The organism is Paenibacillus sp. FSL W8-0426 (assembly GCF_037969725.1).
GTDB classification, from domain to species: Bacteria; Bacillota; Bacilli; order Paenibacillales; family Paenibacillaceae; genus Paenibacillus; species Paenibacillus hubeiensis.
In genome coordinates this window covers 6561691-6580796 of the sequence record NZ_CP150203.1, presented here as the reverse complement: position 1 = coordinate 6580796, position 19106 = coordinate 6561691, and the positions used below count along the sequence as shown (strand labels likewise).

Sequence of the window (19106 nt, the reverse complement as noted above, 5' to 3'; positions counted from 1 at the left end):
CGATAAATCATTTCACATGAAGGGAGATCAATACGATGACTGTCATCGAAAAGAAAGAAATTCGCATCGTCGGCGAGGCCTTGTCCAACATGCCGTGGGAGGATAAACCGGAGGGCTTCGAGGGTCCGGTGTGGCGTCATTCCGCCAACCCGGTTATTCCGCGCAATCCGGCCAAGGGAGTAGCCCGCGTCTTCAACAGCGCGGTGGTGCCATACGAGGGCAAATTCATCGGCGTGTTCCGCGCCGAAACGATCAACGGCCGTCCGCACCTGCATCTGGGAAGAAGCGAAGACGGGTTGAGCTGGACGATCGAGGAGGAACGGATCGCCTTCGTGGACGAAAAAGGCGAGCCCTTCATGCCAAACTATGCGTACGACCCGCGGCTGGTGAAGGTTGAGGACGCCTACTACATCATTTGGTGCACCGACTTTTATGGCGCTGCTCTCGGACTGGCCCGGACGGACGATTTCAAGACGTTTGTGCGGCTCGAAAATCCGATGCTGCCGTTCAATCGCAACGGCGTGCTGTTCCCGCGCAAAATCAACGATAACTATGTCATGCTGTCCAGGCCCAGCGATAGCGGGCACACGCCGTTTGGTGACATTTTCCTCAGTGAAAGTCCGGATTTGGTGTATTGGGGCAAACATCGCCATGTGATGAGCAAGGGGGGCCAAGGCTGGTGGCAATCGGTCAAAATCGGGGGCGGTCCTGCTCCGATCGAAACGTCGGAGGGCTGGCTGATGTTCTACCACGGCGTTACCGGCACATGCAACGGCTTCGTGTACAGCATGGGTGCCGTCATCCTGGATCTGGATGAGCCGTCGAAGGTGAAGTACCGTTCCGCCAACTTTGTGCTGACCCCGGAGCAATGGTATGAGGAGCAGGGTTTTGTGGACAATGTGGTATTCCCGTGCGCCACGCTGCATGATGCGGAGTCCGGCAGGATCGCGATCTATTATGGTGCTGCAGATACGTATGTCGGCGTTGCGTATACAACGGTCGGCGAGATCGTGAACTACGTGATTGAAACCAACGAAGTGATTCCCGGGGATACGGAGGAAGGACGCCTGTAATTTCCCGAACGGATGCGGGGGGAGAGATTCTTGCTCCCGTTCCAGACGGGCAGGGATGATTGACCATGAAGGGGTGAGCAGCATGGGCGATATGCCTTTGGAACAACTAAAAGCCTACAGCGGAAGCAGTCCGAAGCCGGAGGACTTCGACGCCTATTGGGAGCGGGCGCTTGCGGAGCTGGAACGACAGCCGCTGGACTATGAACTGGTGCCGGCATCATTCCAATCGCCGGTGGCCGAATGCTTCCACCTATACTTTACAGGGGTGGGAGGTGCAAGGGTACATGCCAAGCTGGCACGTCCGATCCGATCGTCCGCTGACCAAGGGCCGGCGATGGCGATGTTTCACGGATACTCGTGCGACAGCGGCGACTGGTTCGACAAGGTCGCGTATGCGGCCCACGGCATGACGGTGCTGGCGCTGGATTGCCGGGGGCAGGGCGGCCTGTCGGAGGATAACCAGCCCGTGAAGGGGACGACCATTCGCGGGCAGATTATTCGCGGCCTGGACGATCCGGACCCGGATAAGCTGTACTACCGCCAGGTTTTCCTCGATACCGTACAGACGGTGCGCATTCTGATGGCGATGCCTGGCGTGGATGAAGACCGCGTGGGCGTATACGGATGCTCGCAGGGAGGGGCGCTGGCCGCGGCCTGTGCCGCACTGGAACCGCGCGTGAAGCTGGCGGTGTCCGTCTATCCCTTTCTCTCCGACTACAAGCGCGCCTGGGAGCTGGGGGCAACCACATCAGCCTATGAGGAGCTCGTCTACTATTTCCGCTGGTTCGACCCGAACCATCTGCGGGAGGAAGGGGTGTTTCGCAGGCTGGGGTACATCGACATATCCAATCTGGCAGACCGTATTCGCGCAAAGGTGCTGTTCGTCACGGGGCTGGCCGATCCGGTCTGTCCGCCATCCACCCAGTTTGCGGCATACAACCGCATAGCTGCGGAGAAAGAGCTGCTGGTGTATCCCGAATACGGGCACGAATACTTGCCTGGACTATCCGACCGGACGCTGAAAGCTTTCCTTCAGTTATAGAAGATAGCGCATGCCAAAGAAAATGAGAAATGCGGCCTTACGGGGCCGCATTTTTTGCATGGGGCGAGTGCCGTCCGTCTGATGATGAAAAAATAAAAAAGCGGCGGCGGAGCCGGAGAGGCTACTTCAGCCGCTGCCCGAGCCGTTCTATTTTCCCGGCCCAGGACTGTCGGCGCTCCGCCGAGAGCTTGCCCACTTGGCCCACCGCGGTGATGCCGATCGGTTTGATGCCGCAGAAGCGGAGAATGGAGTTTTTCATCATGTTGTGGCCCGGCTGGCCTTGGATGAACTTGAAATACCAGTGCGGTCCGTCCATCGTTGTAATCAGGCGGGCCGTGCGGCCTTTAAGCAGCTGTTCGGGCAAGGGGCTCCCCTTTTTATATTTGAAGCCGAATCCCGGCTGCAATATCCGGTCCAGAAACCCTTTCAGCAGCGCGGGTGGACCTCCCCACCAGATCGGATAGACAAACACGATGTGTTCTGCCCACTTGATGAGCTCCTGCGCTTCCAGGAGATCGGGTTCAAGCGGCATTTTGTCACGGTATCCTCCCGAAAGGTTGGGGTCAAACCGCATTTCGTTGAGATGAATGACGCGCACGTCGGCCCCGGCTGCCAAGGCGCCTTTGCGATAGGCTTCCGCCAGCGTGCCGTTAAAACTGTTCGTGACCGGGTTGGACTCGATGATCAATACGTTTTTCATGGGCAAACACTTCCCGTTCCATTATTTTAGTTAATGTTTACTAACCTTATAGGCATAAGAAAAGGCCATGAATGACCTGTTCTTTTGGTTATCATCCGAAATTCGGTTGGGCCGTCAGCAGGGCTCCCAATCGCTGCGCCGCTTCAGCTGCGTATGGGGCAAGCTGCTGGGGCAGCTCGCCTTGCATGCTGGCCGTAGCCATGCTGGTTACGGCACCGATCAAGAGCACGGCGGTGAACCTTGCGTTCTGCTCCGGCAACTCGCCGGTCTGCACGCCTGCTTCGATCAAATCGGCGAGCGCGTCGAGCGGCTGGCGATAATCGTCGCTGCTGCCCATGTCGGCAAAGATTTCGTGGTTCTGGGATATCAGCAGCAACCCGTAAGGGTCTTCATCGTGAAGACGCAGCACGTCGGTGATGAGTTGGGTGAAACGCATCATAACCGGCCCTTCCTGCCGGACATATCCGTCAATCAAGGCGGTATATTCAGCGCAATATTGAGTGAACGCTTCGAGCGCGACGGCATCCTTGTTTTTGAAATGTTTATAGATCGCCGCGTCGGTCACCCCGGCAGCGTCTCCGATCTCTTTGACGGAAATGCCGTCAACGCCTTTGGTCGCAAAGAGCCGCATGGCCGCTCTCAGAATATCTTTCTTTTTGCTGTCAGCATGAGGTTTGTTTGTCATGGTTGTATAGTAAGTGATCGCTAACCAAAATGCAAGGGTTAAGATGGTTGGCTTATTCTTGCAGACAGGTAGGCGCTCAAAGTATGATGATTACAACTATGGCAGGACAGATCGGAATATGAACGGAAGGTGTGTCGGATGAACGAACATTTGCGAGTGAAGCAATGGGTTACAACCGAAGGGGAGCTGGACGAGCGGCATGTCAAGGGCCGGGAAACGCTGTACCAGGGATGGAACGGACGATGCGTCGAACGGTTCATCGGTGCGGATGGATGCAGTTATATTTTCAAACCGTTGACCCATCCTGACCAATATGGGAAAGAGCAGTGGGTGGCCGAACATGTGCTGCCCGCGTTGCCGCCGATCTACCCGCGCTTGATCGCGGCATCTTCGCCCGGTACCGCACCTGAACGAAGCTGGATCGTCTATGAAGACTTGGGCAGGCTGGTGCATGACTCCAGCGAGGAGACAATGATTGCGGCTGCGGCGCAGATAGCCCGATGGCATTCGCTGCCTGCAGCGCAGTGGGCCGGGCTTCCGCGCCATGGACATAAGCCTCCAATGGATCGCATGCTGGACGAGTTGTTGGAGCAAGGGCAAACGGTTAACGAGATGCTGGCGAATCTGGGCATTCACCTGACTGTGGATCAATGGAAACGCATCCCGGTCTGGATTCGTTTGTCATCGGCCGCTCTGCTGCCCGTCCTTTGCCATGGCGACCTTCATCCAGGTAACATTGCTACCTCAGAGGGGCGGACCGTCATCATCGACTGGGAGCATGCCCATTTGAACAACCCGTTATGGGATGTCTACCATCTGATCGACTTGTCGCATCCGCTTTTTCCGCGCAGGGTGTCGCCCGAACTGCGGGAGCGTGTGCTGGAAGCGTATCTGGATGGACGTGAGCGGCATGGCGAGCGGGCAGAGCGGGTGAAGCGGTCTTCTTTCGTACAGTGGTATCATGCGTATGCCTTCGTATTTTCCATTTGGATGTTAAGGCTGATCGAAGGCGATTTGCGGCGGGAGCACTGCGTTTGGCCGGAGGACCAGCTGCGGAATCAATGGCGGGAGACGGCGGCAGCGTTGAACCAATGTGCGTCAGCGTTATTTGGCCAAACTACGGGCCCGCATGAACGTCCGGAACGCGGAATAGAATGAGGGGGATGAGGTATGCATAAAGTAGGACTGATCATGCGTAAAATCCAATTCGCGGAGGCACAGGGACCGCGCGTGTTTGCAGAGCGGCTGAAACAGATCGGACAGGAGCTGGGCGTGGAGATCGTCTTCATTTCGCCGGAGCGGCATGTGAGCGGATACGACTGGCTTCCGGGCTATGAGCATGAGAAGGGCGACTTGGTGAACTATGACGTCGTGCTCGACCAAATTTACAGTCAACATATCGAGCATGTCATTTATACCGTGTCCGGTTTTACCTTCCTGAACATGTTTTTGCCCAAAAGCGTGCTGTTCCCGCACAGTTTCCCCGACCCGGCGCTGACCGGATACGAAATGATGAAACCATTTTACACGATGGTGGACAAGGCGATTGTGCAGACCGATTTTCTAAAAAGAGAGCTGGATCGCCAATTCGGCGTACATGACGTCAACGTCATTCCGATCGGCTTCGACGAAGAGCTTGCACGCCGGCATTACGACCCGGATCAGGTCGTCCATAACCGGGTGCTCTGGATCGGCCGCGACGAGGCCAACCGGCGTCCCGACCTCGTATTGGACTATGCCCGGCAGAACCCGGACAAGGACGTATACATGGTATTCGGCGGCCGCCGTTATGAGGAGAGCATGAAAAAGTATGACATTCCGCTCAACGTGAAGCTGAAGTTTGCGTTGACGCAGGCCGAGGTGTTCACCCTGATGAACACGGCCAAGGTATATTGGAGCTGCTCGACCTTCGATACGTTCGCGATGCCGCTGACCGAAGCGATGGCCATGGGCAAGCTGGTTGTGAAACCGGAGCACGCCTGCTACGGCCACATTCGCGGCCCGCATGCCTTTGCAGGCAACGAAGCCAATTGGTTCGAGCTGGTCAATATGGCGGCAGCCTCGCCGCGCAAGGTATCGGAGGATAACCGGGAGTATGCCTTCGGCGCGTTCTCGCGCACGATCATGAAAGAGGGGTATCAGGCGTTTTTCTCGCAATGGCTGAACTAGCCAAGCGGGCCCTGCGGTACCGGTTTAAGGCAGGATCGCGAACAAGGAGGAGTACGTATGGGAGTGCTGATCTTATGGACGCTGCTGATGGTCGCGGTGCAACTGCTGATCGGATGGAGCATCTATCGTTTACAGGGTCGGAAGCTGACGTGGGTTCAGTTTGTTTTGCCCGGATTCGTGATCGTGGGCGGGGGTACCATCATTCTGATCAGTGCGCGCATCGGCGGCTGGAGCGGGCTTGGATACGGCTTGATGGGCATGTCCATTCTGGCTTCGGGACTGCTTTCCTTCGTGTCCGTGGTGATTGCGCTGGTTGTAACGCATCGGCGCAGAACAGGTCGCTGAAAAAATCGGGCTTGCAGTTCGCCATGATGCTATGATATATTGGCAATAATTATGACAAGGAGGTGAAGACAGGTGAATCACGAGATGGTCAACAACCGTATTAGCCAGCTGCCGATCGCTATGGCTGGCATTGTTCATACTTTTCCGTACAACGGGAGAAGTCTGTCCATTTTTGAATATACGGAAGTTAACCATAGCGAGAAGATGCCTGCCTTGACCTCATTCGGACGATAAGCGATAATTTGCGCTTGAATTCTGAAGGGCCGCGGAGCTAACCTCCTGCGGCTCTTTTTGTGTTGCGGTCGGGCTCTTCCATACCATAGGAGGAACCTAACAATGATGATGATTAGCGCGCAACAATTGACCCAATATTACGGAGCACATCTGGTGCTGGACGGCATTACGTTTGAAATCATGGAAGGAGACAAGGTTGCCCTGATCGGCCGCAACGGCAGCGGCAAGACGACCTTGATGCGGCTGCTTGCCCGGCTGGCACAGCCCGATGAGGGACAACTGACCATAAAAAGGGATACGAAGATCGGCTACGTGGCCCAAATCCCTGAGGGACTGGACGATTACACGGTGCTCGATGTGCTGAGCCTCGGATTCCGCGAGCTGACGGACTGCCGTGCCCGCATGAAGGAACTGGAGCAGCAAATGTCCGACCCCGATTGCGCGGGGGATGCCGACCAGCTGGAGAAGCTGTTGAAACGGTACGCCTCGCTGCAGGAGCAGTTCGAGCGGCAAGGCGGATACGAGATGGATGCGCGAATCGACCAGGTTGCAGACGGGCTGGACATTGCGAAGGAGCATTACGGCTGGACATTCGGAGACTTGTCCGGCGGGGAGCAGACCCGCGTCGTGCTGGCTTCCCAGCTGATCGTCAGGCCGGACCTGCTGCTGCTGGATGAGCCGACCAACCATCTGGATCTGGAGCGGGTCGAGTGGCTTGAGGAATTCCTCAAGGAGTACGACGGAACCATCGTTCTGATCTCCCATGACCGTTATTTCCTCGACCGGGTGGTGACGCGCACCATTGAGTTGGAAGACGGGGAAGCGCACGCGTCGGCAGGCGGTTATACGGATTACATGCAGGACAAGGAGCGTCGATTGCTGCAGCAGTTCGAGGAATTCAAGGAACAGCAGAAGGTGATCAAAAAGATGAAGGAGACGATCCGCCAGCTCGAAGAATGGGGCCGGATCGGCGGCAACGAGAAATTTTTCCGCCGCGCGGCTTCCATGCGCAAAGCGCTGGAGCGGATGGAGAAGGTGAAACGTCCCGTGCTGGAGCGCCGCAACGCCGACTTCGACATGCGCACGGAAGATCGGACAGGGCGGCGGGTAGCCGTGCTGGATGACGTGCAGAAATGTTATGGCAGCCGCACCATCTTGAACGGCGTGTCCGGATTGCTTGAATACGGCGACAAAATCGCCTTGATCGGCCGCAACGGTTCCGGCAAAACGACGCTGTTCAAGCTGCTGCTCGGCGAGGAGCAGCCTAGTGCCGGCAAGCTGGAGTGGGGGGCGCGGGTGGACGTCGGATACCTGGCCCAGCAGGAAGAGCCGGCCGATCCGAAGCTCACCGTGTTGGAGCATTTCCGGTTGGAGGCAGGTGTGGAGGAAGGGGAGGCAAGAGGCATTCTGGCGCGATACCTGTTCTACGGAGCGGATGTCTTCCGTTCGGTAGGGCAGCTCTCCGGCGGCGAATGGACGCGGCTGCGGCTCGCTCTGCTTGTGCAGCGGAAGCCGAACGTGCTGCTGCTGGACGAACCGACCAACCATCTGGACATCGCGTCCCGGGAAGCGTTGGAAGATTCGCTCGCCGATTACGATGGGACCGTGCTGGCGATCTCGCATGACCGTTATTTCGTCAATCGTCTGGCATCGCGCGTATGGGAGCTGGAGAACGGGCGGATGACGGCCTACCTCGGCGACTTTGAAGCTTACCGCACGAAAAAGGCGGAGCAGCTGCACCGCCGGGCAGAAGCGGAGCATTCAGGCAAAGACGTTGGTGCGCGACCGGGGAAAACCGCCCGTAATGCGGAGCGGACCGCTGCCTCTCCCTCTGCATCCCGCTTGGATGCCGGTTCTGGCGCAGCTTCATCGCGCAGCGGAAAGCCCGAAATGACGGCCGAGCAGCTGGAACGGCAGATCGCCGCGCTGGAGGCGGAGATGCAGGAATTCGACCGGCAGATGGAATCCCTTGCGGATACCGAGGAGCTCGCCCGACTTTGGAGCGAGCGGGAGCGCTGTTCCTCCGAGCACAATGAGCTGCTGGCGCGTTGGGCCGAGTTGTAGACAGGTCCGATGCTGCCATCGGCAGCGAAATGACTGGAAAGCGATGGCGTCGCCATCGCTTTTTGTATGCAGTGGACGGATTCTAATGTACAGGACATTCCGAGCGATAATATAATCAAAAAATTTCGCTAAACGATATTGTGATTTCTTTAAACAGGCTTGGATCGGCATTTTCCTTGTCTATCGCAAGGGTGGGATTTTTTGAGTTCCATGGAGAAGTGTGTAACTTTTTTCTTGCTCATGCGTTAAATACGTTTGTAATTATTTTGAAACGGCTCCATCAGGGCTTACAGAAGGGAAGGACTCATTATTTATTACGCATTGACTTATCGGAACTGGTCGGATGAGAAGCGGATGGAAACGGGCGTATTGGAACAGTTGTCGCTATCCCGCGACGAGCTGTTCGTGCACAAGCTGGTCGACGCTACGCTGATGAAGAACAGGCTGTGGGCGCATCTCTCCAATGAATGCGAGGATGGTCGGGAGCATGCCGTCTACGTCGCGGATTACGAGAGCCAGAAACCTGCGGAGTATGGTGCGGCGATTGCGGACGCTGCCCTTGCCATGTGCAGGGTGTCCTCCACGTACGGTGCGGAATACATGCGCTGGGACGGAAGGGCTTTTCAGGAGTTCGATCCCGGTACCAACGTGTCGTACACGATGGAACTGGCGGAAGCGCTGCTGGACCATTACTTGGTTCGCCAAGGCGTTACCTATGAGATCGTGTATTCGGTATTGGATACGGATCGCAGGAAAGTCGTTATTTTCGTAAAGGAGGTTGATCTGTAATGGCAGACGAAGGTCGAAGCGATGCACCCAAAGCCGGATCGCGCGCGAAGCTGATCGCCTTCTCGCTGATGCTGGCCGTCCCGGCCGCATTGTCCGGCTGCAGCAGCGACGACGAATGCGATCCCGAATATGACACGGGTTGCGAATACGACTCCAGCAGCGGGCATTATTATTATGGAGGATCTTCCTCCAGCACCAGCAAATCGAGCGGCTACAGCAAATCCAGCTCAAGCTCCAAGTCCAAATCGAGCGGCTTCGGCAGCTTCTTTGGCAGTTCGGGGGGATAAGCGGCATGAGGCAGATTCATGAGCTGCCCTTCAGCCATGAGGAGGTATTTGCAGGCGAAGCGGGGCGCCACATTCCGTACCATCGCATGTACGGCAAGCAATATTGCGTGCCTGCGCTGACGGTGTACAACGAAGACGAGCTGCGGGAGCTGCGCGTTGCTGCCGAGGCTGTACAAGGCATTTACGGCAAAGTGCTGCGCTTCATCCAGCGCTACATGCCGGACAGCTTTCTGGTGCAGCAGTTGGGTATCCATCCCGGACTTGTGCCGGCCGCCCGCATGGAGATGGTGCTTGGGGGAATTACCCGTCAGGACTGGATTATCGGCGAGGCTGGCTTCAAATGCATCGAAAACAATACGGATACGCCTACCGGCATTCCGGAAGCCGCCGTGCTTGAGGGCATTCTGGTCGGCATGGCGGACGGCAGCGCCGCTCTGGCCTCGCCTTCCGCAGATATGGACGAATGCATCCGCCTTTGCTTCCGCAGCTGGCTGGAGGAGTACGCGCGACGCGGGCTAACGGGAACGGTAACGTTTACGTCGTTCGGCGACCACCTGGAGGATCGCACCAACACGCAATATCTGATGGACAGGTGCCGGGAGGCCGGGTACGACGTGCATTACGCGCCGCTGGAAGAGCTGGAGATCGTTCCTGGCGAGGCGCTCTATCATCAGGGCCGCCGGATCGACCTGTTGTACCGGCTTTATCCGCTGGAATATCTGATCGATGATCGCGACGAAGAAACGGGTGTGGACATCGGCGCAGCTTTGCTGGAGCTGGTGCAGGAGGGCCGCCTCGGCCTGATGAACCCTGCCCAGCATGTGCTGATGCAGAGCAAGGGATTCATGGCGGCGATCTGGTCGCTCTACGAACGCAATGAGCAGACGCCGGAGTATTGCGGCTTCAGGCTGTTCGACGATGCGGAGCTGGCCGTGATCTCAAAATACCTGCTGCCGACGTATTTCGAATCCGGGCCTTTTGAGCTGCAATCGATCCCGTACGTGGCCAAAAGTTATTGGGGCCGCGAGGGGCGGGGCACCTCGTTGATCGGAGAGGAGCCTGCATCGGGAAGTGCCAATCACGGAACAGAACACATCCCTTTCTTGCAGGAACGTCAGCAGGAGTGCATTGCAAGCAAAGGGGATGCCGCGGATGAAGACGATGCGGAAATCGCGGCGTATTATGATAACCAGCCCAAGATCTATCAGCAATTAGCCCCGATGGAACGGGCGCAAATGGCGACCGAAGACGGGCGGTACAGCGGTTATCTGCTGACAGGCGTATTTGTGATCGGCGGACGGTTTGCCGGCGTGCTGCCGCGGATCGGCGAGAAGGTGACCGGGGATATGGCCTATTATTGCGCCGCTTCGGTAAGCTTGGTGAAATGAACGGATGAATGATGAGGAGGATGAACGGCAATGGAAAATTTGGGAGTGAACCTGCTGAACGTGGCGATAGGCATCGGCATTTTGCTGGTGGTGCTGGTGTGCGGGTATTTTGCGTTCAGCAGACTGACCCGTTATAACGACAGCGAGGAGATCGCTAAAGGCAATGAGGCGGCGGGAATGTACATGGGAAGCAAGCTGCTCGGGCTGTGCATTATCGTGGGCATGGTGTCCTTCTCCACGCATTCCTGGCTGGATATGTTGATCTGGTCGGTATTGGGAATTATTATTCTGTGCTTGGTTTATATTATATTCGATTTCCTGACTCCGAAAATGCGCGTATGCGACGAAATTGCCAAGGGCAATATGGCCGTGGCTCAGCTGCTGCGTTCGATCATCATCGGCGTTTCCATCGTCATTGGCACTTTTTTGATGTAAAATGAACCAGAAAAGGTATGGTTGAACATCAAGGAAAGGAAGATTCAGCATGAGAAAAGTCATCATTGATACGGATACGGCAGGAGACGACACGATTGCGATCCTGACGGCATTGCATCATTTTCAGGTGGAGGGCATTACGATTACCGGCGGCAACGTGCAGTTCGACCAGGAAGTCGAAAATGCGCTTTACACCGTGCAGGTTGCGGGAAAAGGGGGCAAAGTTCCGGTCTACAAAGGCCATGAACGGCCGATGCTGGCATACGGCAAAGCCCAACATCGCACGGTAGAGGACGTCCATGGGGACGACGGCATGGGCGGTGCTCATTTCCCGAAAGCGGTGCAGCGTCCCGAGACCGGCCATGCGGTCGATTTCATCATCGAGAAGGTGCACGCGAACCCGGGCGAAATTTCGCTGCTGGCCATTGCGCCGCTGACGAACATCGCGATGGCGATCCAGAAGGACCCGACCATCGTACCGGAGATCGCCCACCTGTACATCATGGGCGGCACGAACAATGCGCTCGGCAACATTACGCCGGCGGCGGAATACAACTTCTACGTGGATCCCGAAGCGGCCAAAATCGTGCTGCATTCCGGCATTCCCATGACGATGGTCGGCTGGGAAATGTGCACCGAATATTCCGTCATGGATGACGATGATCATGCCGAAATCGCGGCGCTGGATACGGCAGGCAGCCAATTTTTCACGGCCATCAACAAGGTGGTCATGCAATTCAACAAGGCGGTACATAAGCTGAATGGAACGACGCATCCCGATACGCTGCTCATGGCTGTCGCTGCCGACGAATCGGTGATGACGAAGTCCGGCAAGTACTACGTCGACGTGGAAGCGGCAGGCGAGTTGACGCGCGGATACAGCGTCGTGGACATCAACGGGCGTTTCGGCAAAGAGCCGAACGTGCGCGTCTGCGAGGCGATCGATCGGCCGAAATTCAAGTCCATGCTGCTGGACGTGCTTTCCGCAATAAAATAACAAAAGCAGAAGAACCTATCCAATGCTGCGGCATTCGGGTAGGTTTTCCTTTTTTGAGGGAGAATCCGTTTGGTTTCAGGCTTGGTGCTGTGGTACAGTAGAGGCACACGTACGGCTGTTAACGATACATTGAGACGGTTGGATATATGGCTGAGTATAGCGATAGTATGGCAGGAGGAACATGACGATGCTTTTTTATTTTATAACGCTGCTGGTCACTCTGGTGGATCAGGGCACCAAATTGGCGGTTCGGATGTACATGGAGGTTGGCGAGAACATGCGGCTGGGGAACTCCGGCATGCAGCTGCACCATTACGAGAATAGCGGCATGGCAGGCAGCATGTTTCAGGGGAATGCCAGATTGTTCGGCATCATTGCCATTCTGTTCGTGGCAGGTGTGCTGTATTACCGGAAAAAGGGAGAAATTCGCGGCCTGCTGATGAATGCGGGGGCCGGGTTCATGGTTGGCGGCGCGCTGGGCAATGCCATCGACCGCTTCGTATATGGGAAGGTGACGGACTTTCTCGTCTTTCCTTCCGGACGCGGCATTCTCAATCTGGCGGACGTTGCGATCAACGTTGGCGTGGTGCTGCTGGTGTTGGGCATGCTCGTTCGCGCTTTCCGCAATTACCGCGAGAAGCGTTTGCGCAACTCGCTGCCGAAATTTTAATGGATCAAAACGCTGCGAGGGGCTGCTCCCGCAGCGTGTGAGGTTTGCTTTTGCATAGAAGCTGTTCAAACAAATACCGTGTTTCGTGGATGAGGGATTAAACCTCCTTTCACGGGACGCGGTTTTTTGTTATGCGTGAAAGGTCGCCCTCGTAAGGCATAATACGCTGCCGAATCCTGGACAGGGCTCCATGCCATTTGGTTCAACGGATCGAAACCGTTTTAGATAAAAAGTAAAGGACCACCATGCTTGGAGTGCCTGCTTGGATTAAGGGTATGGTTATTTCACGTACGGAGTGGGTATATCTGTACATATATCAACAAGGCGAGGGAGGTACAACATGAGAAAGACGCTAACCAAATCGCTCGGAATCATGCTGCTATGCGGCGTCTTGGCTGCGTTATTGTCTGCCTGCACATCAAGCGGGGAGTCCGCCGGCGGCAAGGTGCAGCTTGAGTTTTTCCAGAACAAACCGGAAGCGAAGGGCACCTTCGACGAATTGATCAATGCGTTTAACGAGGCGCATCCCGATATTCAGGTTACCCAGATCAATCCGCCGGATGCAGAAACGGTGCTGAAGACGCGGGTCGTCAAAAACGACGTGCCCGACATTATGGCGATGGGTGCGACGGACACGTACTCGATTTTGGCCCAAAGCGGCATATTCGCCGACCTGACGAACAGCCCGCTGCTGGAAACGATCGATCCGAATTACATACAAATGCTTAAGGACGTCACGGGTATGGACAAGGTGACAGGCATCCCTTACGCAACCAACGCCAACGGCATCATGTACAACAAGACACTCTTCAAAGAAACGGGATTGGACGTTCCCAAAACGTGGGACGAGCTGATCGCGACCGCGCAAAAGATCAAGGATGCGGGAAAGATCCCGTTTTACTTTACGTATAAAGACGACTGGCAAACGAACCTGCCGTTCAACGCCCTGGCGCCGAACCTGGTGGGCATCGATTTTTTCCTGGAACGCCGGGAGAACAAGGTGACCTTTAAGGAAAAGTACCAGGAGGTGGCCGAGAAGCAGCTGAGGCTGATGAATTACGGCCATGGCGACAACTTCGGCAAGGGGTATTCCGACGGAAACAGGGCATTCGCGAACGGCGAGGCTTATATGTACATCCAGGGAACCTGGGCGATTTCCGAGATCCGCAAAGCCAATCCCAACGTCGACATCGGTTTCTTCCCCTTCCCGACGGGCAATGATCCGAGCCAAATCAAGCTGGTGAACGGCATCGATTCCCTGTTCACGATTTCGGCGGATACGCCGCATAAGGAGCAGGCCGAGCAATTTATTGCTTTTCTGCTGAAACCGGAAAACATCGGCAAATACATTGACGAGCAAACGCTCTTCTCCGCCGTAAAGGGCGTCAAGCAGGACGATCCGGCCGTGCAGGAGCTCATGCCATACATCGAGCAGGGCAAGGTCATCGATTTTGCGGACCACTACATTCCGGCTGCGGTGCAGCTGAATTCCATCGTGCAGTCCTTTTTGCAGAACCAAGACATCGACCGATATCTCGACACACTCGACAAAGAATGGGACAAGGTGGCGAACCGGCGTTAAGCCGGGATACGCTGCGTAAGGAGGATGGAGTATGAACAGACGTATCGCACCCTTTTACTGGATGACGGTCCCGGCGGTGGTATTGTTTTTTGTGTTCATGACGCTGCCGGCCCTCCAGGGGATCTATTATTCCTTCACGAACTATAACGGATTCGGCAAAAGCTACGATTTCGTCGGATTCAAAAATTATTTCTATCTTTTCCAGGACGATAATGTGGGCCATGCATACTGGTTCACGTTTAAGTTCGCGATCGTGGTCACGATCCTGACGAACGTCCTCAGCCTGCTGATTGCCCTCGGCCTGAATGCAAAGATCAAGTTCCGCAACTTTTTCCGGGGCATCTACTTTCTGCCGAACATTCTGAGCGTGCTGATCGTAGGTTACATATTCAATTACCTGTTTTCGAACGTGTTCCCGATCTGGGGCCAGAACCTGGGCATCAACGCATTATCGACGAATATTCTGGGCAGCGAAAGCATGGCTTGGATCGGGATCGTCATCGTGGCGGTATGGCAATCGGTCGCGCTCAACACGATTCTGTATTTAGCCGGACTGCAGACGATCCCGAGTACGCTATATGAGGCGTCCAACCTTGACGGTGCCGGGAAATGGCGCGAATTCTGGAGCATCACCTTCCCGCTGATTGCCCCGTTCTTCACGATCAATATGGTGCTGGCGATGAAAAACTCGCTCATGGTGTTCGACCAGATCGTCGCGCTCACGAACGGCGGACCAGGCCGGGCGACGCAGTCGATCTCGCACCTGATCTATACGGGAGGATTCGAAGGCGGCGAATACGCATATCAGTCAGCGAACTCGGTCATTTATTTCATCGTCATTGCGGTGATCTCGATTCTGCAAATCCGGTTCCTGCAAAGAAGGGAGATGGATCTGTGATGAGAACCCGCAATCGCACCAACTGGCCGGTCATGCTGATCGTGGCTGTCTGCACGCTGTTTATTCTCTTTCCGCTCTATATGACGGTGACCATTGCGCTCAAAAATCCGGAGCAAATGGCCCAATCGGTCTTTGCGTTTCCGACGGAGCTGCACTGGGAGAACTTCGCCAGCGCCATCGACATGACGAACTTCTTCCAAGCGTTCCGCAACAGTGCCATGGTGACGGCATCCACCGTCATTCTCACGCTGCTTACGAACTCGATGGTGGCTTACGCCATCGCGCGGAACATGGAGAAACGAAAATTTTTCAAAGGGCTGTATTACTACTTCGTCAGCGCGATGTTCATTCCGTTTCCGATTATCATGCTGCCGATCGTCAAACTGACGTCCTCGCTGGATATGACAAACCTGGTGGGCCTGACCTTCCTGCACACGGTTTATGGACTGGCATTCAACGTGTTCGTATATGTCGGTTACATTAAGTCCATTCCGGTGGCTTTGGAGGAAGCGGCATTCGTGGACGGTGCGACCACCTGGGGCACGTTCTGGCGGATCATCTTTCCGCTCATGGCGCCGATCAGCGCAACGGTGGGCATTCTGACCTGCCTGTCGACGTACAACGACTTCCTGCTGCCGCTGATCATTATCAGCGATCCCAAGCAATATACGCTGCCGCTCGTGCAATACGTGTTCCAAGGACAGTTCAACACCGACTTTAACCTGGCGTTTGCGTCATACCTGCTGGCGCTGCTGCCGATGATCATCATCTATCTGTTCGCGCAGAAATGGATCATTACCGGGGTTACGCAAGGGTCTGTAAAATAAATATATAGGCGTCGTTGGGAAAAACCGACGCTGTCAAAGCAAGCCTGGATGAGATGTGTCCAGGCTTTTTCTGCGCTTTTTCAAACATTTTCAATATTATTGAAATAAAAATATTTATTTTCGTAAAAGCGGATGCTTTTTCAGAAAGGTTGTGCTAATATACCCCTTGTTTGTATAAGTATCTTTAACTGTTGCAGCGTCGTCATTAGTGAAAGACCAACATTTAAACGGAATTAAAGAGGTGACATCATGAGTGCAGCCGTTACGGAGACCGGGACACCGCAGCAAGGCAAATCAATGAATCTGTTTGCGTTGACCTGGCCGATTTTTTTGGAAGTATTTTTGTTTATGCTGATGGGCACGGTCGATACGCTAATGATCAGTTCAGTGTCGGACAATGCGGTGTCGGGGATCGGGGCGTCCAACCAGATTATCTCGATCGCCATCCTGATTCTCGAAGTGATCGGTAACGGAGCAGCGATTGTTGTTGCCCAATATATCGGTTCGAAGAAATTTCTTGAAGCGTCCAAAATTACGGGCATGGCGATTACGCTTAACCTTCTGATCGGTTTAGTGCTGAGCGGAGCGTTCCTGCTGTTTGGCGGACTGCTGCTCGAAAAGATGAACGTGCAGGGCGAGGTGCTTGTGTACGCCAAGTCGTACATGCACATCGTCGGGGGAGCTATTTTCCTGCAGGCATTGATCAACTCGCTTGCCGCTATCATCCGTACGTACGGGTTTACGAAAGAAACGATGTACGTATCCGTTCTGATGAACGTAATGCACGTCATTCTGAACTACATCCTGATCTTCGGCCATTTCGGCGCTCCGGCGCTGGGCGTAGAGGGCGCGGCCATCTCGACGGTCATCAGCCGTTTTACGTGCCTGCTCCTGTTCTTCTGGCTGCTGTACCGGGTTACGGAAGTACGGGTTGAATTCAAGTTCTACCTGCAATTCACGAAAAACTATGTGGCGAAAATTTTGAAAATCGGCATTCCTTCTGCCGTAGAGCAGATCATGTACCATTCTTGCCAGCTCGTTTTCCTGTTTTACGCCACGTTTCTGGGTGCGGAAGCGCTGGCTTCCCGCCAATATGCGTCGAACATTTCATCGTACATTTACCTGTTCAGCATGGCGATTGGCATGGGTACGGCGATCATGGTCGGCCGGTTCGTCGGGGCAAAGGATCATGAGAGTGCCTACCAACGCGTTTGGAAAAGCGTAAAATGGGCAATGATCGCCACCATCGCGGTCGACTTGGTGGTCATCACCTTCCGTGTGCCGCTCGTGGGCATATTCACGGACAATCCGGAGGTCATCCGCATTGCGGCGCAGGTGATCCTGCTGAGCATTGTGCTGGAAACCGGGCGCACGACCAATATCGTCATCATCAACTCGCTGCGGGCTGCCGGGGATGCAAAGTTTCCGGTGTACATCGGTCTGGTCTCCATGGTGTGCCTGAGCTTGCCGCTCGGTTACCTGCTCGTATTCCAGCTTAACATGGGCCTTGCGGGGATCTGGCTGGCGATTGCCGCAGACGAGTGGACGCGAGCCTTCATCATGTTTTTCCGCTGGAAAAGCCGCAAATGGGAGAAGCATGGACTTGTGGACCATGACGAGGATGAAAATGTTCCGCAGACCGTTCCTGCCGTTTAGGACAGCGGACGCTGCGATAGTTAGCGATCAACCATCACCGATCAAGGGAATAACGTTCCTTTGGTCGGTTTTTTGTTGAGGGTGGAACCCTGTTCCTTGTTTCATTTTCCGCAAAAATGATCAAAACGTGAAACGTGCCTTCCCGTATAGTAAGGATATGGAAGGGGGCTGTTACAAGCTTGAGCCGTTATAGCACCATGATCGGACAAAGTCTGTATTTGATCGAAACCCGGCTGCATGAGCCGCTCGGGCTTGAGGAGATTGCCGCTGAAGCGGGGCTGTCGCCGTACCATTATCACCGTGTATTCCGGAAGGAAGTAGGCATGACGGTAACGGATTACATTCGCCACCGCCGAATGAGCCAGGCGTCCACGCTGCTGAGAAGTACCGACATGGGCATTCTGGACATTTCGTTCGAGTGCGGATTCGAGAGTCAGGAAGCGTTCACCCGTGCGTTCAAAAAGATATATGGCATGCCGCCAGGGCGATTTCGCAAGCTGTTCGATCTGAAATTGTTCAAATTCAGAACCAGAGGAGGAGAAATAAGCATGAACCAATCAACGAAGGTAAAAGGCTGGATACTGACAGGCAGCAATCCGCAAAATTACGAGATGGGCATCGATCCGACCGTAGTCCACCAGGGGACATCGTCGGGATATTTAAAAGCGGTGACACCGATGGGGGATGGTGAATTTGCCACGATGATGCAGCAGTTCAAGGCGGACAAGTACATCGGCAAGCGGATGAAGCTGACGGGCTTCGTGAGGACCGAGAAGGTAGAGGGATTTGCGAGCCTGTGGATGCGCGTGGACAATCATGCGCAGGATGTGCTGCAGTTCGATAACATGCATGATCGTGCGATTCTCGGCACGCAGCCATGGAACCAGTACAGCATCGTGCTGGACGTGCCCGAAGGCAGCGCCGTCATATCGTTTGGCGTGATTCTGAGCGGCCCGGGCAAGGTATGGGTGGACAGCTTCCGCTTCGAGGAGGTCGATCCGAGCACACCGCTTACGCACATGAGCATGGAGTACGAGATGCTGGATGAACCGACGAATTTGTCTTTTGAGGAATAGGGATAGAATTCGTACGTGTATGCAATACATGCGGGCAGCTGGATAACGAGGGTCATGAAGTCCTTTACGTCGAACGCAGCGCGGCATCGGTTTATCTGCTTATTCAGAGTCTTTCCGAGTATCGGAGAGGCTCTTTTTTCCATGCCAATGATTAGAAATGGGAGGATCAACGTAAATTACAAGCAGGTC

The 19106-nt window shown here is 55.0% G+C and carries 20 protein-coding genes; 18 read left to right on the top strand and 2 right to left on the bottom strand.

Features of this window, described 5'->3' with window-relative positions; translation table 11 throughout:
• Positions 1-35 precede the first annotated feature (35 nt).
• Together MKY59_RS29735 and MKY59_RS29730 are read left to right on the top strand one after the other, a co-directional pair.
• A complete protein-coding gene (locus tag MKY59_RS29735; protein ID WP_339275174.1) occupies positions 36-1073 on the top strand; it encodes a glycoside hydrolase family 130 protein in 1038 nt (345 codons plus the stop codon).
• Between the two features lie 82 nt (positions 1074-1155).
• Positions 1156-2115 (top strand): alpha/beta fold hydrolase, encoded by a 960-nt coding sequence (locus MKY59_RS29730; RefSeq protein ID WP_339275173.1) that lies wholly within the window; start codon positions 1156-1158, stop codon positions 2113-2115.
• Between the two features lie 121 nt (positions 2116-2236).
• On the opposite strand, the gene MKY59_RS29725 is transcribed toward MKY59_RS29730, so the two are convergent.
• Positions 2237-2815 (bottom strand): NAD(P)H-dependent oxidoreductase, encoded by a 579-nt coding sequence (locus MKY59_RS29725; RefSeq protein ID WP_339275172.1) that lies wholly within the window; start codon positions 2813-2815, stop codon positions 2237-2239.
• 91 nt (positions 2816-2906) lie between these two features.
• Positions 2907-3500 carry a TetR/AcrR family transcriptional regulator gene (locus tag MKY59_RS29720; protein WP_339275171.1) on the bottom strand — a complete coding sequence of 198 codons (594 nt, stop codon included), beginning with the start codon at positions 3498-3500 and terminating at the stop codon, positions 2907-2909.
• A 138-nt stretch (positions 3501-3638) separates the two neighbouring features.
• Between MKY59_RS29720 and MKY59_RS29715 the strand changes: the two genes are divergently transcribed.
• From MKY59_RS29715 to MKY59_RS29640, 16 genes are all read left to right on the top strand, one after another.
• Positions 3639-4658: a phosphotransferase gene (locus tag MKY59_RS29715; RefSeq protein WP_339275169.1), complete on the top strand. Its 1020-nt coding sequence runs from the start codon at positions 3639-3641 to the stop codon at positions 4656-4658.
• A gap of 12 nt (positions 4659-4670) precedes the next feature.
• On the top strand, positions 4671-5669 hold the full coding sequence (locus tag MKY59_RS29710; RefSeq protein WP_339275168.1) for a glycosyltransferase: 999 nt from the start codon (positions 4671-4673) through the stop codon (positions 5667-5669).
• Between the two features lie 57 nt (positions 5670-5726).
• Positions 5727-6014, top strand: a complete 288-nt coding sequence (locus tag MKY59_RS29705) for a hypothetical protein (protein WP_236413333.1) — start codon at positions 5727-5729, stop codon at positions 6012-6014.
• A 72-nt stretch (positions 6015-6086) separates the two neighbouring features.
• Complete coding sequence (locus MKY59_RS29700) at positions 6087-6248, top strand: hypothetical protein (RefSeq protein ID WP_236413332.1); 162 nt, start codon at positions 6087-6089, stop codon at positions 6246-6248.
• A 102-nt stretch (positions 6249-6350) separates the two neighbouring features.
• Positions 6351-8312 carry an ABC-F family ATP-binding cassette domain-containing protein gene (locus MKY59_RS29695; RefSeq protein ID WP_339275165.1) on the top strand — a complete coding sequence of 654 codons (1962 nt, stop codon included), beginning with the start codon at positions 6351-6353 and terminating at the stop codon, positions 8310-8312.
• A 354-nt stretch (positions 8313-8666) separates the two neighbouring features.
• Positions 8667-9101, top strand: coding sequence for a hypothetical protein (locus tag MKY59_RS29690; RefSeq protein WP_236413330.1), 435 nt, complete (start codon positions 8667-8669; stop codon positions 9099-9101).
• A complete protein-coding gene (locus tag MKY59_RS29685; RefSeq protein ID WP_339275163.1) occupies positions 9101-9388 on the top strand; it encodes a hypothetical protein in 288 nt (95 codons plus the stop codon). Before MKY59_RS29690 ends, MKY59_RS29685 begins: the two co-directional genes overlap by 1 nt.
• Positions 9389-9393: 5 nt before the next feature.
• Positions 9394-10776 (top strand): glutathionylspermidine synthase family protein, encoded by a 1383-nt coding sequence (locus MKY59_RS29680; RefSeq protein WP_339275161.1) that lies wholly within the window; start codon positions 9394-9396, stop codon positions 10774-10776.
• A 30-nt stretch (positions 10777-10806) separates the two neighbouring features.
• Positions 10807-11211, top strand: coding sequence for a DUF350 domain-containing protein (locus MKY59_RS29675; RefSeq protein WP_236413327.1), 405 nt, complete (start codon positions 10807-10809; stop codon positions 11209-11211).
• A 49-nt stretch (positions 11212-11260) separates the two neighbouring features.
• Complete coding sequence (locus MKY59_RS29670; protein ID WP_236413326.1) at positions 11261-12208, top strand: nucleoside hydrolase; 948 nt, start codon at positions 11261-11263, stop codon at positions 12206-12208.
• 187 nt (positions 12209-12395) lie between these two features.
• Complete coding sequence (lspA, locus tag MKY59_RS29665) at positions 12396-12878, top strand: signal peptidase II (RefSeq protein WP_236413324.1); 483 nt, start codon at positions 12396-12398, stop codon at positions 12876-12878.
• Positions 12879-13218: 340 nt separating this feature from the next.
• Positions 13219-14460 carry an extracellular solute-binding protein gene (locus MKY59_RS29660; protein ID WP_339275158.1) on the top strand — a complete coding sequence of 414 codons (1242 nt, stop codon included), beginning with the start codon at positions 13219-13221 and terminating at the stop codon, positions 14458-14460.
• A 31-nt stretch (positions 14461-14491) separates the two neighbouring features.
• Positions 14492-15358: a sugar ABC transporter permease gene (locus tag MKY59_RS29655; protein WP_236413319.1), complete on the top strand. Its 867-nt coding sequence runs from the start codon at positions 14492-14494 to the stop codon at positions 15356-15358.
• Positions 15358-16185, top strand: a complete 828-nt coding sequence (locus MKY59_RS29650) for a carbohydrate ABC transporter permease (protein ID WP_339275157.1) — start codon at positions 15358-15360, stop codon at positions 16183-16185. The genes MKY59_RS29655 and MKY59_RS29650 overlap by 1 nt, the downstream gene beginning before the upstream one ends.
• 249 nt (positions 16186-16434) lie before the next feature.
• Positions 16435-17841, top strand: a complete 1407-nt coding sequence (locus tag MKY59_RS29645) for an MATE family efflux transporter (protein WP_236413315.1) — start codon at positions 16435-16437, stop codon at positions 17839-17841.
• Positions 17842-18038: 197 nt separating this feature from the next.
• Complete coding sequence (locus tag MKY59_RS29640) at positions 18039-18917, top strand: AraC family transcriptional regulator (protein WP_339278499.1); 879 nt, start codon at positions 18039-18041, stop codon at positions 18915-18917.
• The last annotated feature ends 189 nt before the right edge of the window (positions 18918-19106 follow it).

Coding starts and splice junctions, on each gene's coding strand:
- MKY59_RS29725 (WP_339275172.1), bottom strand. CDS start 2,815: ATGAAAAACGTATTGATCATCGAGTCCAACCCGGTCACGAACAGTTTT.
- MKY59_RS29730 (WP_339275173.1), top strand. CDS start 1,156: ATGGGCGATATGCCTTTGGAACAACTAAAAGCCTACAGCGGAAGCAGT.
- MKY59_RS29640 (WP_339278499.1), top strand. CDS start 18,039: ATGATCGGACAAAGTCTGTATTTGATCGAAACCCGGCTGCATGAGCCG.
- MKY59_RS29710 (WP_339275168.1), top strand. CDS start 4,671: ATGCATAAAGTAGGACTGATCATGCGTAAAATCCAATTCGCGGAGGCA.
- MKY59_RS29720 (WP_339275171.1), bottom strand. CDS start 3,500: ATGACAAACAAACCTCATGCTGACAGCAAAAAGAAAGATATTCTGAGA.
- MKY59_RS29695 (WP_339275165.1), top strand. CDS start 6,351: ATGATGATGATTAGCGCGCAACAATTGACCCAATATTACGGAGCACAT.
- MKY59_RS29655 (WP_236413319.1), top strand. CDS start 14,492: ATGAACAGACGTATCGCACCCTTTTACTGGATGACGGTCCCGGCGGTG.
- MKY59_RS29735 (WP_339275174.1), top strand. CDS start 36: ATGACTGTCATCGAAAAGAAAGAAATTCGCATCGTCGGCGAGGCCTTG.
- MKY59_RS29690 (WP_236413330.1), top strand. CDS start 8,667: ATGGAAACGGGCGTATTGGAACAGTTGTCGCTATCCCGCGACGAGCTG.
- MKY59_RS29685 (WP_339275163.1), top strand. CDS start 9,101: ATGGCAGACGAAGGTCGAAGCGATGCACCCAAAGCCGGATCGCGCGCG.
- MKY59_RS29715 (WP_339275169.1), top strand. CDS start 3,639: ATGAACGAACATTTGCGAGTGAAGCAATGGGTTACAACCGAAGGGGAG.
- lspA (WP_236413324.1), top strand. CDS start 12,396: ATGCTTTTTTATTTTATAACGCTGCTGGTCACTCTGGTGGATCAGGGC.
- MKY59_RS29650 (WP_339275157.1), top strand. CDS start 15,358: ATGAGAACCCGCAATCGCACCAACTGGCCGGTCATGCTGATCGTGGCT.
- MKY59_RS29680 (WP_339275161.1), top strand. CDS start 9,394: ATGAGGCAGATTCATGAGCTGCCCTTCAGCCATGAGGAGGTATTTGCA.
- MKY59_RS29645 (WP_236413315.1), top strand. CDS start 16,435: ATGAGTGCAGCCGTTACGGAGACCGGGACACCGCAGCAAGGCAAATCA.
- MKY59_RS29670 (WP_236413326.1), top strand. CDS start 11,261: ATGAGAAAAGTCATCATTGATACGGATACGGCAGGAGACGACACGATT.
- MKY59_RS29675 (WP_236413327.1), top strand. CDS start 10,807: ATGGAAAATTTGGGAGTGAACCTGCTGAACGTGGCGATAGGCATCGGC.
- MKY59_RS29705 (WP_236413333.1), top strand. CDS start 5,727: ATGGGAGTGCTGATCTTATGGACGCTGCTGATGGTCGCGGTGCAACTG.
- MKY59_RS29660 (WP_339275158.1), top strand. CDS start 13,219: ATGAGAAAGACGCTAACCAAATCGCTCGGAATCATGCTGCTATGCGGC.